Raw genomic sequence first — 16338 nt, forward strand, 5'->3', positions numbered from 1 at the left:
GTTTTTCTTTCAGTACGGTGATAATAAAATCCGCATCTGGCTATTTTATGCTGGCTGTAAATTTACGTCTGTCAAAAGTAATCTTATTTTTTAAATAACATTTTTATATCCTTAAAGCTGGGATGCCGTAAACCATCAATTCAGCTAAACATTTGCAGCATATGGGCGGGCCATAGTTATTTATTGTAATTATTGTTATTACTTTTATGCCCGGCTAAGATAATCATTCATACTTAAATTGATGTTTTTATATAACATTGGGATCAAATTATATTACTTCGCCATATGGCTCGCGTCGTTTTTTAATGCAAAGGCAAACTTGTGGATAAAAGGTCGAAAACAACAAAACTTTGGGCATTTTAACGGTAGTATCTGGTTTCATTTTGCTTCACTTGGCGAGTTTGAACAAGGCAGGCCAATTTTAGAAGCCATGCGGGAGCGGCATCCTGATAAAAAGACCGTAATTACTTTTTTTTCACCATCGGGTTATGAGATCAGGAAGAACACCCCTCTTGCTGATGCTGTTTATTATCTGCCTTTGGATACCCCAAAAAACGCGCTCCATTTTATTGATCATATAAAACCTGATGTAGCCATATTTACCAAGTACGAGTACTGGTACCATTATTTTAATGAGCTTAACAGGCAGGACATCCCTCTGTATATTATTTCGGGTATTTTTAGGCCCGGACAGGTGTTTTTTAAATGGTATGGAGGCCTGCACCGTAAAATTTTAACCTTTGTAACCTATTTTTTTTTACAGGATCAACAATCAAAACAATTGCTTAATAACATTGGCCTTACCAACGTAACCATAAGCGGCGATACCCGTTTTGACAGGGTTTGGGCCAATGCACAGCAGCCAAAGCCGGTATTATTAGTAAACGAATTTAAAAGCGGGCAAAAAATATTTATAGCCGGCAGTAGCTGGCCCGAAGATGAAAAGCTGCTGGCAACATTACCAGCTTTATATCCCGGGTGGAAATTTATTTTTGCACCGCATGAAATAAGCGTGGAAAAAATTAATAAGCTTATGGAGCTTTTGCCTAAGGGATCAGCAATAAAGTACTCACAACTTGCAACTCATAACTCCCAATCTAAAACTTATAACTCCCTCATTATTGATAATATCGGGATGCTGTCGTCATTGTATGCTTATGGGGATATCGCTTACATAGGCGGCGGTTTTGGGGTTGGTATCCACAACACGCTCGAGGCCGCGGCCTTTGGTTTGCCTGTAATTTTTGGTCCCAATTATTTAAAATTTAATGAAGCCCGCGAACTGATAGCCCTAAAGGCCGGCTTCAGTATTGGTAATGAAACCCAGCTAAAGGGGGTAACGGATACTTTAATTACCGACGATGCTTTTTATAGCATCACCAGTAAAAAGATACTCCAGTATGTGCAGGAACATACCGGTGCAACACAAATGATCATGGCGCATATCAGCCCCCTAACCCCCTAAAGGGGGGACCCCTCTCTAAAATTTTGCATATTTGCACATCAAAAATTCCCTCTTTAGGGGGTTAGGGGGCTATTAATGGGTTTTTTACATCTGCCCGGTTTGGGTAAAGCGCATTTTCATGAATATGGTTCGGGTCAAAAACCGTTGCTGGCCTTTCATGGCTATGGGATGACGGGTAAGCAGTTTCACGTACTCGAAAAATCAATATTACCTAAATATCATATTTACGGTTTTGATCACTTTTTTCATGGCGGTAGCAAACTTGAAGGATGGACCGAAGAACAGATCATAGCAGGCATGCCTAAAAATATGGTGCATAGTTATATGCAGGAGTGGTTCAAGATTTATGGCGAACAACGGTTTTCAGTTATGGGTTACTCCATTGGCGCAAACCTGGCCCTGATACTGGTGGAAGAGTATGCCCACCTCATTGACGATATTATATTAATGGCCCCCGACGGACTTTCGGTATACAAGGGCTTTCATTTTTTGCTGCATAACCCAATCGGGAAATTGCTGTTTCGCAAGGTTACCAAAAGTAAATGGCTGGCACCATTTGTACTTAAAAGCGTAAATAAAACAGGTATAATTGACGATAACCTGTACCAGATAGCCTATAACGAAATAGATACCGAACAAAAGCGACTGGATACTTATTATACACTAAATTTGATACGGCTACTGAAGCCCGATGTGGAAAAAGTTGCCTCGCTGATAAACCAATATAAAATTAATTGCCTGCTAATATTTGGGAAAAATGATCAGTTGTTCCCTAAATCGGCAGCTATGCCTTTTATTGGTATGTTGGATAATGCCGAAGTGCATGAGCTGTCCCTTGGGCACTGGCTGGTAATTAAGGCACTGGATGAATATTTAGTACGATAGATTTATGTTGCCATCACGCAGAAATGATACATTAAGTAAACTGTTCTTCCGCTATATGCGCTGGTGGATGGGGCGCCGTTTTAAAGAGGTTAATATACTGCCCTTTGAGCCGCGCCAGGGGCACTCCGTATTGCTGCTTACCAACCACTTTAGCTGGTGGGATGGTTTTTTTGCCAATTATACGGCCTTTACTAATTTAAAGCGCCGCCTTTATATTATGATGCAGCATGATCATTTTGTAAAACACTGGTATTTTAAATACTGGGGCGCTTTTTCTATGAAAAAAGGATCGCGTGATATGCTGGAATCCCTTACTTATTCGGCAGGACTGTTGAATGATCCGGAAAATCTGGTCACCATATTTCCACAAGGCAAACTTTGTTCCAACCACATCACGTACATTCACGTTGAAAAAGGTATTGAGCGACTCATAAAGCAAATTAGCGGCCCCTGTCAGATAGTTTACCAGTGCACACTGATTGATTATTTTGAGGGATTGAAACCACGGGCCTATATTCATCAGTTTGATTGCGGTGTTGCAGGCAAAGTACCATTTGAAGAGTTGAAACTACGCATCAACGATTTTCATCAGCAGGCGTTAAAAAAACAGGTTAATATACCTCACTGATTTAAATTAAAGTTTCAATCAGTATCTTGCAGCACATGATACATCCGCAAAAAAACAGTTTGATACATTGGTTTTTTCATCATTATATTCTGTGGATAGTGGGGCGTAATTTTCATGAAGTTAAGTTTGATCATACGGTTGTTGCTCAGGATAGGGCCATTTTATTGCTGGCTAATCACTTTAGCTGGTGGGATGGTTTTTTGATATATTATTTAAACTATAAACTGCTGGGCAAAAAATTTCATGTAATGATATTGGAAGATACCGCACGCCAGATATCTTTTTTTAAATATATGGGCGCATTCTCCGTGAATAAAAACTCCAGGGATATGATGGCTTCGCTTGATTATGCTTCAGGGTTATTAAACGATCCGCAAAACATGCTGCTTATTTTCCCTCAAGGTAAACTTTATTCAAATTTTACAGATAAAATGGTTTTTCAAAAAGGCTTAATGAAAATTATGAGCGGGGTTAAAAATAATTTCCAGCTAATGTTTGCTGCAACATTTATTGAACATTTTAAATATAAAAAACCCAGTGTTAACGTTTATTTGAAAACTTTAAGCGAAAGTTTAACTTATAAAGATATAGACGAGCTGGCAACAGCCTATCAACAACATTATGATTCAGCAAAACAGCTGCAAACCCAAATAGTATTATAAAAAGTGATCATTGCCATATTAATCACCCTTTTTTTTATCATCCTGCGTTTTACGGTTACCCTGTTCAATTTTATATCGAACCCTAAATTACACCGGGTGGGCAAGCAGTATAGCGATAGGGTATCTGTGTTGGTCCCGGCCCGCAATGAAGCCGATAATATATTAACGCTGCTCCGCTCCATTCATAAGCAGGATTATATGAATTATGAAGTGATCATATTAGATGATGAATCGACAGATGATACTTATGCGGTTTGTTCGGCATTTGCAGCAAGCCATCCAGGTTTCAAGGTGCTAAAGGGAGCCAAATTGCCTGATGGATGGATAGGTAAAAATTATGCATGCCACCAGCTGGCTCAACATGCCGATGGCAAATATCTGCTTTTTTTGGATGCCGATGAAGAGGTAAAACCGGGTTTGATCAATAGTGCGGTACACCGGATGCATTTGCACCAGCTGGGTTTATTAAGCCTGTTCACCAACCAGCAAATGGAAACCCCCGGCGAGAAGGCAGTAGTACCCCTGATGCATTTTATATTATTAAACCTGCTGCCCGTACGATTAATTTACCTGGTAAAAAACGCCGCCGTTGCAGCTGCAAGTGGCCAGTTCATGTTATTTGATGCGGCCATTTATCATCAGCACCAATGGCATAATGCGGTTAAAAACAAGGTGGTTGAGGATGTTGAGATCATGCGGCTAATAAAAGCAGAGGCCTATAACGGCGAGGCGCTGCTGGCCAACGGGATGATAAGTTGCCGCATGTATAAAAGTTATGACGAAGCTATAAACGGTTTCGGTAAAAACTTTTTGGCAGCGTTTAATTATAGTATCATAGGTTTTTTAATTTACATAGTGTTGGTTATAGGTGGCCCCATGATCGTGATCATGACCCTTAACCTGCCCCTGATATTTTTTATGCTGGGTTTAATTATGCTCACCCGTACCATGATCTCGCTATTGTCAGACCAAAGCGCTGTAAGCAACATTATTATGCACCCCTTGCAAATGTTTAACATGCTGCTTATAGCGGTTATATCCATACAAAAATACCTCACCAAAACAACGGTATGGAAAGGGCGCAAAATTTGAAAAAGCTGTTTCCGGCTGCTATGAAACCTGTACATCGTATAGCCATCATCATTATTGTGCTGTTTCATGTTGTTGGCTTTGTTGGTTTTGTTACTCCCTACTTTGATGTGCTGTTTTTAAAAATAGTACCATGGCATTTGTTACTCATGGTGAGTGTAGTGCTATATACCCATGACCGATTCAACGGCAAATTTTTTCTTTTTGCTTTGCTGATCTTTACTATGGGTTTTATGGCCGAATTTACGGGAGTACATACCAGCTGGCTATTCGGCAGTTACGTTTATGGGGAAACATTGGGCATTAAATTGTTTAGTATACCCCTGATGATAGGTGTGAACTGGTTTTTACTGATCTACTCGACCGGTGTATTTATGCAGCGGAGCAGGATTAAGAACACCTTGCTCCGGATAATAGGAGGAGCTGTAATATTGGTACTGCTCGATCTGCTGATTGAGCCAATAGCCACTCAATTTGATTACTGGCATTGGACAAGTAACAGCATTCCCATTAAAAACTATACCTGCTGGTTCCTGCTTAGCGCGCTGATGCTTTTTGTTTTTGAAAAATTTAAATTTAAACAGCAAAGCATGGTAGCCTCCGTATTGCTGTTTATGCAGTTTATATTTTTTATGGCATTGGGTACTGTGAATTAAGGACCTGGAAAAATCAACGAAACCAGGCGCGGCATTCTCATGAACACATTAAAATTTATGTAACGCGTGAATAATCACACAATCATTGCAATCAACGGTTATTTTTGCAGTAAATTTGTAATGCAATGGGAGAGTATCAGTTAAAGGTTACTATTGATCAGGATTCGGGCTTTTGCTTTGGGGTGGTATATGCTATTGATATGGCCGAAGAAATACTGGCCGACGAAGGATATCTGTACTGCCTGGGCGATATTGTGCATAATGATGAAGAAGTTGAACGGCTGAAAGCCCGGGGGCTACGCATTATAGAACACAGCGAATTGAAAAACCTGCGTAACGAAAAGGTATTGATCCGTGCACACGGCGAAGCGCCCGACACCTATCGCATAGCGTTAGAGAACAATATAACATTGATAGATGCATCGTGCCCGGTAGTTTTAAAACTGCAAAACAGGATAAAAACATCCTACGATGCCAACGAGAAGATACTCATATTTGGTAAGCACGGCCATGCCGAAGTAATTGGGCTGGAAGGGCAAACCAATAACGAAGCCCTGGTTTTCCAGGACATTGCCGAGCTGGATAATGTAGAACTGCCACAAAATATTACGCTGTACACCCAGACCACCAAAAGCATGGAAAAGTTTTATGGTATAAAGGATGAGCTGATAGCACGTGGATATAACCTTAAAGCTAATGATACCATCTGTCGTCAGGTATCAAACCGCGATAAGGACCTGCCTAAGTTTGTGGGTAGGTTTGATAAAATTGTTTTTGTTTCGGGTCGCAAATCATCAAACGGTAAAGTGCTGTTTGAGGTATGCCGCAAACATAACCCCAACACTTATTTCATATCATCATCAAGCGAACTGGATAAGGCCATGTTTTCGCCAAATGATACCATTGGCATAGCCGGAGCTACATCAACCCCCATGTGGCTGATGCAGGAAGTAAAAGCCGAACTGGAAAAATTTTAACAGCACGCTTTTTGCTGTTATACCACACATGCAAAAAAGCCCTTCAAATACAGGTTTATTTATTGCCCTGCTTGTGCTTGGCTGCTGGGCCGCATCAATTATTTTATTGATGCAATGGCATTTCAGTTTTGCTAATCCCCTGCTTTATGTATTTATTTTGGTGCAGATGCATTTGTACACCGGGTTGTTTATAACCGCTCATGATGCTATGCATGGTACAGTATCACCTAATCGCACTATAAATAACCTTATTGGCTACATTTGTACTTTTCTATATGCTTCGTTCTGGTATCCAAAACTGTATACCAAACACCACCAGCACCATGGTCACGTACATACCAATCAGGATCCTGATTATCATGAAGGTGGTTTCTGGAGCTGGTATGTAAGATTTATTCGTAACTACTTATCCGTTTGGCAAATTGTGGTAATGGCCATTTTGTTTAATATTTTAAAATTATGGATCCCGCAACCTAACCTGATTATGTTTTGGGTGGTGCCATCGCTGTTAAGTACCCTGCAATTGTTTTATTTCGGCACTTATCAACCTCATAAGGGCGAGCATGATAACAGGCATCAATCGCGCAGCCAGTCAAGAAACCACTTACTCGCTTTTTTATCCTGCTATTTTTTTGGATATCATTATGAGCACCATGAATCGCCCGGTACACCCTGGTGGATGTTATGGAAAGCCCCCCAACCCCCTAAAGGAGGAGCTTTTTGATTAATAAATTTTAGTCTTGCGCTCGTTTACAACAAGTGCAAATAGGGAAAGCCCCCGGCCCTCTAAAGGGGAGTTTTTTGATTTACAAACGATTAGGTTATGTCTGTTTACTCCCACTTTAGGGGGCCGGGGGGCATCATTTATTTGTAATTTGTTCCCCCTATAGGGGTTAGGGGGCATTTATTTTTTATTTTTGCAGCGAAATTAAATTATGGGTAAAAAAGCAGTTTTATTGGTGAATTTAGGTACCCCCGATAGTCCTTCAACGGCAGATGTGCGTACTTATCTGAATGAGTTTTTGATGGATCCGCGGGTAATTGATATTAATCCGATAGGTCGTACCCTTTTAGTACGGGGTCTTATTGTTCCGTTCAGGGCGCCAAAATCGGCCAAATTATATCAGGCTATATGGGACGATAAAACCGGCTCGCCATTAATGCATTACAGCCTTTTACAACAAAAAGCCCTGCAACAGCGACTTGGCGATGATTACATTGTTGAACTGGCCATGCGCTACCAAAACCCAACTATTGAAGCAGCCCTTAATCGGCTTAAAGATGCTTTAGTTGACAGTATACAGGTTATTGCCTTGTTTCCACAATATGCATCGGCCAGTACAGGTTCTGTTTATGACAAGGTGATGGAGCTGCTGTTGCAGTGGCCAACCAAACCCAATATCACGTTTGTTAATTCCTTTCATGATAACGAAGGGATGATAGCGACCTTTGCAAATAACGCAAGTAAATACAACCCCGAAACGTATGATCACGTGCTATTTAGCTTTCATGGCTTGCCACAAAGGCAATTGATCAAGGCCGACCATACCCATCAGCACTGCTTAAAAGCAAATGATTGCTGCCAGACTATCACCGATGTCAATAAGTTTTGCTATTCGGCACAATCGCACCATACTGCAAAGTTGATTGCCGAAAAATTAAATATCCCGAAGGAAAAATATACCATTTGTTTTCAATCGCGCCTGGGTAACGATCCCTGGGTACAGCCGTACACCAGTGAAATTGTAGCCAAACTGGCCAAAGAAGGCAAGAAAAGCCTGCTGGTATTTTGTCCTGCATTTGTAGCTGATTGCCTGGAAACCGTTTATGAAGTAACAACCGAATACGGCGACGAGTTTAAAGCATTAGGCGGCGAAAAAGTTCAGCTCGTGGAAAGCCTTAACGATTCGCCGATATGGATAGATGCGTTGGAGAAAATGGTAAGGGAGAATTAGGATTTATCAGGCACAAAACAATCATGTCATTGCGAGGTACGAAGCAATCTCTATGCTATACAGAGTAACTATAAAGATTTAGACTTCCCATAATTAACCTGCCTGTGTAGAGATTGCTTCGTACCTCGCAATGACGCGTATGAGTTTGATATCTTATTCCTTATCCCTTCAACCCCTCAATTTCCTTCAATGTCTTCGGCAAATATTTACCTAATAAATGACTTCCTGTATCGGTTATTAAAAAGTTATCCTCAATACGTACGCCACCAAAATCGCGGTAGGTGTTCAATACATCGTAATTAATAAAATCGGCATACTTCTTTTCTGCTTGCCAGCGGTCTATCAGCTCGGGGATGATGTAAATACCAGGCTCCACCGTTAGTACATAACCGGCCTCAAGCTCGCGGCCTAAACGCAGCGATTTAAGTCCGAATACGGTGTCTTTTTTCAATGTATCTGTATAGCCTACGTATGGTTCGCCCAGATCTTCCATATCGTGTGTGTCCATGCCCAGCATGTGGCCTAAGCCGCATTGAAAAAACATGGTATGCGCACCAGCGGCCACTGCTTCAGCAGCATCACCTTTCATCAGGTTAACCTGTGTTAGGCCCTCAACCAGTTTTTGACAAGCCGCCAGGTGTATATCTTTATATCTAACGCCTGGTTTTAACATGCTGATAGCATGATTCATCGAGGTTAGTACTACTTCATACAATTCCTTTTGGYGGTTAGTAAAACTACGGCCAACCGGACATGTGCGGGTAAGGTCGCCGCCATAATGCATAGCATTTTCGGCGCCAATATCACATAGTAACATTTGACCATCTTGCAGTGTATGCCCGTAGTAATGCGTGTGCAGCGTTTCGCCGTGCGGAGTTATAATAGCAGGATAGCCCAAACGTGCATCAGCGGCTATGGCCATTTCATGTGCTTTAGCCACCAGCTCATAGGATTTAATTCCCGGCCGGGTGTTTTTTATTACCGCCAGTTGCATATCTACACTAATGGAAACGGCTTTTTCCATTTCCTGAACCTCCAGCGGCGATTTTATTACCCGCTGTGCAATAACTGCTTTAATGAGTTTGATGGATACATGATCGGCAACATCCTGCAGACTTACGTTAAGCCAGTTAGCCAGTTTAATTTTATTTTCGGGACGATAAGGTGGTAAAATATGTACCCGCCTACCCGATGTTATGGCTTTATGCACATAATGCATTACCTGATCATAAGGTTTGGTTTGGGTAACCCCAACCAGGGCAGCCATTTCATGAACCGACGGCAGGGTGCCTGTCCAGATGATATCATCAATGCTTAGCTCATTACCGAAGATCACTTCTTCGCCGGTATCAGTATCAATTACCGCGGCCAATGCTTGCACATCAAGCCCGAAGTAATAAAGGAAGCTGCTGTCCTGCCTGAAGGGGTAGCAATTGTCTTTATAATTCATGCTGCTATCCTCGTTACCCAGTAACAGGATAATGCCGTCTGAACCAATATTTTGCTTTAATATATGCCGGCGGTCGGTGTAAACCTGCCTGTCAAAAAGTTGTAGATCCATAGTTTCCCCCAACCCCCTAAAGGGAGTGTTTAAGATAAAAGTTGAAGGGATAAAGTTAAAAGCTTTTTATTTTATAATGTAATTAGGGAGTAAGGTTTTAATGCCTTTTTCATTATGTATTCTATTTTAGCAATTTGCTCCCCCTTTAGGGGGCTGGGGGTACTCGCTCACAATTTTAGCCGAAAGCAAACAAAGCGGGATGCCACCCCCGGGGTGCACGCTGCCACCGCAAAAGTAAAGGTTTTTAATTTTTGATGACCGGTTGGCATGTCTTAAAAACGCTGCAAACCGGCTATTGGAACTTGTACCATAAAGCGAACCCTGGTAGGAGGATGTTTTACTTTCGATACTGCGCGGATCGAGTATACTTTCGCATACAATAAATTTACTAATGTCAAAATCCAGTATGCGGGTAAGTTTTTTCAATATGTTTTCGCGGGCGGTAGCAATCAGTTTATCCCAATCCTGCCCTGTATTGGCGGGTACATTGATCATGGTAAACCAGTTTTCGCAGCCTTCGGGGGCGTCATCGGGTTTATGTTTGGAACTGATGTTGAGGTAAATGGTAGGGTCGTGAAATATATTCTTGTCTGTCCAGATGTGATCGAACTCCGCTTTATAATTGGTACTAAAAAAAATATTATGCAGCCCAAGCTCCGGGGATTCTTTTTTGATACCCCAATAAAATATCAATGCCGAACTGCTGCGCTCCTGGCTCAGTATTTTTTTAGGGAATAAATGCTGGTGTTGCGTTAATAATTTATGATAGGTAAACCACACATCCATATTGGATACTACCACATCACCAGCTATTATATCATCTTTAACCCTTATACCTGTTGCCATTCCATCTTTTAAACTGATCTCCTGTACTGGCGAACTATAATGAAATTTGATCCCTAATGATTCTGCCAGTCCCACCAGGCTGGTAATGATGCTGTACATACCATCTTCCGGAAAAAAAACTCCGTATTGCTGCTCCAGATGTGGTATTACGTTAAGTGTAGCCGGAGCGGTGTAGGGATTTGAGCCATTATAGGTAGCATAGCGGTCGTAAAACTGCACTATACGTTCATCCTTAAAAAAGCCCTCATTTGCCTTATGCATGGTTCTGAATGCATCGATTTGCGGAAACCTGAAAATTGATCTCACTGCATCCCTGTTTAAGTAAGTTTTTAGCAGGTGCAATGACCTTTCTAAAAAAACATGGTTGGTGATATCGTAAATATTGCTGCTGTTGGCCTGGTGTTTTTTAACAGCTGCAATAGGTTCGCCCGTAGTTTTATTAACCTCAGCTGCAAATTGATCAGCATTGGCAAAAGCTGTTATTTTAGTGCCATCCTCATAAAAATACCGGCAAGCTATATCCAGCTTGTGGTACTTAAAAAAATCAGCAGGGTTTTTACCGGCAAGCGTAAATAGTTCATCTACATACTGTGGCATAGTAAATAAACTGGGCCCGGCATCAAAGCGGAAACCCTCCTGCTCAAATTGAGATAACTTACCGCCAGGGTAATTATTGGCCTCAAAAACGTCAACCTGGTAACCCTTTACGGCCAAACGGATAGCTGTAGCAATTCCGGCAATTCCGGCACCAATGATCAGGGCTCTTTTAACAGGCATGGGGTAAAGATAATTGCTCCATAACAAAAAAGTACAATCATTTACGATTGTACTTTTTTTATACACTGTCTGAAATTGAGGTTTTATTTATGCGCCATGATGTACACCTTCGCCAATTTCTTCAATAACCTTACGGTTAAATGCATCAAGATCGGCCGGTCGGCGACTGGTTACCAAACCTTGATCAACCACTACTTCTTCGTCAACCCAATTGGCGCCGGCGTTTTTAAGATCGGTTTGCAGGGATGGGTATGATGTTAGTCTGCGGCCTTTGATCAATCCGGTTTCTATCAATAATTGTGGTCCGTGGCATATTGCTGCTACAGGTTTGCCTTCATCTAAAAATGCTGATGTAAAGGCAACTGCATCCTTGTTTTGTCTTAATTTGTCGGGGTTTAATACACCGCCGGGCAATACCAATGCGTCATAATCATCCGGACTAACTTCACTTAACTGCTTGTCGACATTAATTTCAATGCCCCAATTGGTTTTATCCCATGCTTTGATCGTGCCGCTTTTGGGCGATGTTACATGGACTGTTGCGCCGGCTGCTTCCAGCGCTGCTTTAGGGCTTGTTAACTCTACCTGTTCGAATCCTTCTTCGGTAAGGATCGCTACTTTTCTGCTACTTAAACTTGCCATAATATATAATATTAATTTTAGATTATAAAAATTAAGTATTATATAATTACAGGTAGATTGCGGTATGGTTTTAAGTATTTGAAATTAGATATTGATAAAAATATAAACTATTGTTTATCAGTAATATGTCCCAATCTTGCGCTCGTTTGCAACGAGTGCTACACGGGTTTACATTTTAAAACGCTAAGGCGATGCAATCGCCTCACCATAATAAGCGCTCGTTGCAAACGAGCGCAAGAGGCAATAAACCTATCTAATTATAATAGTACAAGTCTTTTCTTTCCAATTTACAATTCCTGAAAATATTTTTACCCAAGGTTTGTTTAAAATTTTATAAGCAATTGCTTTAGCACAATAAGCATCTAATGAATCCACATTAATGGCATAGACTTTCTCGCTACTGTTTAGCAATTTATCTTGAAGATCCGCATTATCTCTTGCATTTACAATTCTAAGCATTGATGGATCAGCATCCTTTTCGGAACAATGAAACCCGATATCCCGTTTAATTTCACAAGAATCACATCCATATGAACTTAAACTTCCGATATAAACGTTTGTGTCCGTAAGATTAATAATTTTCAATTTCAAATCTGAACGGTGCATTACACAGGATTGCAGATGAATAACCAGTATAACTAATATTATTTTTTTGAAGAGGCAGTTAGCTGATTTCATTAAATTGATTATTCTGTTAGTAACACATGTCCCAACGCAAAATTGATAAAATTGCTGGTGAGGCCATAATCCTCTGTTCCTTTGCGGCGGATAAAAAAGAAATCGCGGGTGATCTTCAGGCCTTCTATAGGTACCTCGACCAGGTCGCCCTCGGCCAGTTGACGGATGATGGACGGGCGTGGCATAAAGCCCAGGCACTGATCGGCCAGTAAAAAGTTTTTCAATGCTTCGGTGCCACCAAGACGTATTTTTACGGATAGGTCGGCAGGCTTGATATGGAGCGCAGATAGTGATTTTAATACCGCGTTCAATGTTCCCGATCCTCGTTCCCTCACAGCCAGCGGCGTTTTAACCAACTGTTTTAAAGTTAACGAGCGGCCAGCCAAGGGGCTTTTAGCCGAGCATACCGGGATCACTTCATCGCTCATAAAGGGTTTGTATGATACTGTGGTGAGTTTGTTATCCACCTCGATAATGCCGATATCAACCTCATGGTTTAACAGGGCGTTCAGGATATACTCGGAATTACGGTTCACCAGCTGTACATCCACATTGGCATATTCGCGCTGAAAACCGGAAAGTATGGATGGTAAAATATATAGTGCAATGGTGGTACTGGCCCCCAAACGTAAATGCCCCGCCGCCTGCGACAGGTTGCTCAGCACCGAAAGGTCATATTCTATCTTTCGTTCAATTTCGGTGGCTTGCTGCAGGTATTCGTTCAGTTTGTTGCCTGCCTCGGTGAGCAGGATGCTGTTGCCCTTGCGCTCAAACAGGGGCACTTTATACTGATCTTCCAGCGCTTTAATGTGTTTGCTGATAGCCGGTTGCGTTACAAACAATACCTGCGCGGCCTTACTAAAACTAAGGTTGGCAGCAACTTCCATAAAAACACGGTGAGCAAAGGATATCATTTGGCTAAGTTAACTTTTTAACTTTTCAAAAAAACGGCCTGTGAATTTATAGGTGATCAATTTATGGGTCATTTTATGATTATAATCAACAAGCGGTGTATGAATGGTTTGTGTAGACTTATCAAAGTAAATACTTGGGTAAGCTTTCCAGTCGGCTATTGAACTTACATCAAAATCATAGTGCAGCTGGCTGTATACGCCGGTTTGGGTTTTTATGAGCGGCGGGTTACCAATTAGTTTGCCTTTTTCAATAGTAAATATTTTTAAACCCTGTCCTGCTTTCGCAGGTGAGTAAACAGAATTATAGGGAGCTAAATAATAGGTTTTATTGTTAGCGGTAAATGTATATATTTTTGAATACCAAAGCGGGAGGTTACCTTTTTTGCCAACGGTATCCATTTTAAGTAATGAAACAGTTTGGTTGTTGGCTTTGTATTGCAGCACATTATAAATATCAAACCCTTTAACACCCAGTTGGGTATTCCATGAATAGGTACGGAACATGCCATCGGCAGAAGTTGCAATAACTAAACGCTCTTTTATTAACGAAGTAAAACTTTGACTGATGGTTGCCGGATATTTGGATGTATAATATTTAAGCTTAAATGCGAAGATCTTGTTTTGCTTTTGCAGCGAATCAATGGCTTTCCATTCCTTTTTGTGCGCACCGTAATAGTTTACTTTCTGAAGTATCCGGAGCAGATCATTTTCAATGGCCTGCGGACTATCCTGTGCAAACAGACGTGCCGAAGCTAAACAACAGCAGAAAACAACTATCAGCTTAATGGTTTTCATAGTTAACATTCGGATATAAAAATAGGGATAATCAAACGATCATCCCTATTTTTATATTATCTGAATTAAATTATTTTACTTATGCTTCAACCGGCTGACCAATTAAATGGGCAGCTGCAAGGTATTCTGCAATTTGCACGGCGTTTGTAGCTGCGCCCTTGCGCAGGTTGTCTGATACTATCCAGCAATTCAAAGTATTTGGCTGGGTTTCGTCGCGACGCAGACGGCCAACAAATACTTCATCTTTATCATGCGCGTCAAGCGGCATTGGGTATTTCAGGTTAGCAGGATCATCAACCACTACAATACCTGGTGATTTTGCCAATAGCTCTCTTAACTCGGTCAGGTCAAAATCATTAGCAAACTCTACGTTCACTGATTCGGAGTGACCGCCCATAACCGGGATACGTACGGTTGTAGCGGTTACCTGTATGCTGTCATCGCCCATGATCTTTTTAGTTTCCAGGATCATTTTCATTTCCTCTTTAGTATAACCGTTCTCGGTAAATACATCAATCTGGGGGATAACATTCAGGTCGATAGTATAAGGATAAACCTTAGGGCCATCGATACCATTACGCTCGTTAAATAACTGGTCAACAGCTTTAACACCTGTACCGGTTACTGATTGATAGGTGGAAACAACCACCCTTTTAATTTTATATTTATCATGCAGTGGTTTTAAGGCCACTACCATTTGTATGGTTGAGCAATTTGGGTTGGCGATGATCTTATCATCGGCGGTAAGCACATGGGCATTAACTTCGGGCACAACCAATTTTTTGGTTGGATCCATGCGCCATGCCGATGAATTATCAATAACAGTTGTACCTGCCGCCGCGAAAAGCGGGGCTTGCTGTAATGAAGTGCTTCCGCCGGCCGAGAAAATAGCTACGTCCGGCTTCATCTTAATCGCATCCTCAACAGAAACCACCTTAAACTGCTTACCCTTAAAAGTAATTTCTTTACCAATACTTTTCTCTGAAGCTACGGGAATTAATTCTGTAACGGGGAAGTTGCGTTCTTCAAGAACCTGCAACATTTTGGTGCCTACTAATCCTGTAGCACCTACTACTGCGACTTTCATTTTTGTTTAATTGTTATGTATTAAAAACTTAAACCCCAAATATGCGAATTTTTTTACAGTTATTATAGAACTTAGTCTATGTAATTTGTAGTTGATAGGTGAGGTAGTTTTGTTAGATACGATGCAATCTTAGATTAGCATGATGTGAATGCATGTTGCATACCCGCTCCTGGCCGCGGGAGGGCCAGTTACTTTTGTCGCCACAAAAGTAACCAAAAAGGCTTTCAGCAGAAATGCTTCTTTACGCTCAAGGCCTTAGCCCCGCAAATCAGACAGAACCACGGGCTGCTTAATTTTTACTCCACTTCGTTCCCGCTACCCCTGCTTCAGTAAAAATTGCTAATGCCCTTCCCTACACAGAGGCCACGGTGTTCTGTCTGATTTTACCCGAAGCTTATCTGCTGAGGGGAAGAATATTTTACTAATCATTTCCGGAGGGAGAGCAGATTCATTATTCTGTCAATTTTTAAACAGCGAAGCCCTCTTGAACGGGTAAAAATTAACTCGTGAAAAATTCAGAAAATTCTGGTTCAGACAAGTGCAGCTCGCTTCGGACGAAATCAGGCAGAACAATGGTGGCCTTGAGTGTGGTAAATGGCATAGCAAATATTTGCTGAAGCGGTGGGATTGTGCGAACGCAGTGGGGCAACTTTTGCAGCCCGTGGTTCTGTTTGATTTGCAGGGCTAAGGCCTTGTGCGGCAAAGAAGCCTAAAAAGAAAA

General features: G+C 41.4%; 16 protein-coding genes. 9 read left to right on the top strand and 7 right to left on the bottom strand.

Annotated features, from left to right (window positions below; all coding sequences use genetic code 11):
* Positions 1 to 241 precede the first annotated feature (241 nt).
* The 9 genes from AC1DRQ_RS03650 (at position 242) to hemH (ending at position 8317) form a co-directional block, all read left to right on the top strand.
* Entirely contained in the window at positions 242 to 1465 is a 1224-nt protein-coding gene (locus AC1DRQ_RS03650) for a 3-deoxy-D-manno-octulosonic acid transferase (protein WP_477422245.1), read from the top strand.
* Positions 1466 to 1540: 75 nt separating this feature from the next.
* Positions 1541 to 2350 (top strand): alpha/beta fold hydrolase, encoded by an 810-nt coding sequence (locus tag AC1DRQ_RS03655; RefSeq protein WP_477422246.1) that lies wholly within the window; start codon positions 1541 to 1543, stop codon positions 2348 to 2350.
* 4 nt (positions 2351 to 2354) lie between these two features.
* Entirely contained in the window at positions 2355 to 2978 is a 624-nt protein-coding gene (locus AC1DRQ_RS03660) for a lysophospholipid acyltransferase family protein (protein WP_477422247.1), read from the top strand.
* A gap of 35 nt (positions 2979 to 3013) precedes the next feature.
* Positions 3014 to 3640, top strand: coding sequence for a 1-acyl-sn-glycerol-3-phosphate acyltransferase (locus tag AC1DRQ_RS03665; RefSeq protein WP_477422248.1), 627 nt, complete (start codon positions 3014 to 3016; stop codon positions 3638 to 3640).
* Positions 3641 to 3643: 3 nt separating this feature from the next.
* Positions 3644 to 4732 (top strand): glycosyltransferase family 2 protein, encoded by a 1089-nt coding sequence (locus tag AC1DRQ_RS03670; RefSeq protein ID WP_477422249.1) that lies wholly within the window; start codon positions 3644 to 3646, stop codon positions 4730 to 4732.
* Positions 4711 to 5385: a carotenoid biosynthesis protein gene (locus AC1DRQ_RS03675; RefSeq protein WP_477422250.1), complete on the top strand. Its 675-nt coding sequence runs from the start codon at positions 4711 to 4713 to the stop codon at positions 5383 to 5385. Before AC1DRQ_RS03670 ends, AC1DRQ_RS03675 begins: the two co-directional genes overlap by 22 nt.
* Before the next feature lie 125 nt (positions 5386 to 5510).
* A complete protein-coding gene (locus AC1DRQ_RS03680) occupies positions 5511 to 6362 on the top strand; it encodes a 4-hydroxy-3-methylbut-2-enyl diphosphate reductase (protein ID WP_477422251.1) in 852 nt (283 codons plus the stop codon).
* Between the two features lie 28 nt (positions 6363 to 6390).
* A complete protein-coding gene (locus AC1DRQ_RS03685; protein ID WP_477422252.1) occupies positions 6391 to 7086 on the top strand; it encodes a fatty acid desaturase in 696 nt (231 codons plus the stop codon).
* A 211-nt stretch (positions 7087 to 7297) separates the two neighbouring features.
* The gene (gene hemH, locus AC1DRQ_RS03690; protein WP_477422253.1) at positions 7298 to 8317 is read left to right on the top strand and encodes a ferrochelatase; all 1020 of its coding nucleotides are present in this window, start codon (positions 7298 to 7300) and stop codon (positions 8315 to 8317) included.
* Between the two features lie 160 nt (positions 8318 to 8477).
* On the opposite strand, the gene AC1DRQ_RS03695 is transcribed toward hemH, so the two are convergent.
* From AC1DRQ_RS03695 to AC1DRQ_RS03725, 7 genes are all read right to left on the bottom strand, one after another.
* The gene (locus tag AC1DRQ_RS03695; RefSeq protein WP_477422254.1) at positions 8478 to 9878 is read right to left on the bottom strand and encodes an aminopeptidase P family protein; all 1401 of its coding nucleotides are present in this window, start codon (positions 9876 to 9878) and stop codon (positions 8478 to 8480) included.
* A gap of 126 nt (positions 9879 to 10004) precedes the next feature.
* A complete protein-coding gene (crtD, locus tag AC1DRQ_RS03700; protein WP_477422255.1) occupies positions 10005 to 11501 on the bottom strand; it encodes a 1-hydroxycarotenoid 3,4-desaturase CrtD in 1497 nt (498 codons plus the stop codon).
* Between the two features lie 87 nt (positions 11502 to 11588).
* Positions 11589 to 12143: a type 1 glutamine amidotransferase domain-containing protein gene (locus tag AC1DRQ_RS03705; protein WP_477422256.1), complete on the bottom strand. Its 555-nt coding sequence runs from the start codon at positions 12141 to 12143 to the stop codon at positions 11589 to 11591.
* Between the two features lie 249 nt (positions 12144 to 12392).
* On the bottom strand, positions 12393 to 12821 hold the full coding sequence (locus AC1DRQ_RS03710; RefSeq protein ID WP_477422257.1) for a hypothetical protein: 429 nt from the start codon (positions 12819 to 12821) through the stop codon (positions 12393 to 12395).
* 8 nt (positions 12822 to 12829) lie between these two features.
* Complete coding sequence (locus AC1DRQ_RS03715) at positions 12830 to 13735, bottom strand: LysR substrate-binding domain-containing protein (RefSeq protein ID WP_477422258.1); 906 nt, start codon at positions 13733 to 13735, stop codon at positions 12830 to 12832.
* A 9-nt stretch (positions 13736 to 13744) separates the two neighbouring features.
* On the bottom strand, positions 13745 to 14530 hold the full coding sequence (locus AC1DRQ_RS03720) for a hypothetical protein (RefSeq protein WP_477422259.1): 786 nt from the start codon (positions 14528 to 14530) through the stop codon (positions 13745 to 13747).
* A 79-nt stretch (positions 14531 to 14609) separates the two neighbouring features.
* Entirely contained in the window at positions 14610 to 15617 is a 1008-nt protein-coding gene (locus AC1DRQ_RS03725; RefSeq protein WP_477422260.1) for an aspartate-semialdehyde dehydrogenase, read from the bottom strand.
* Between the last annotated feature and the right edge of the window lie 721 nt (positions 15618 to 16338).

The organism is Mucilaginibacter sp. P4_E8, assembly GCF_056401495.1.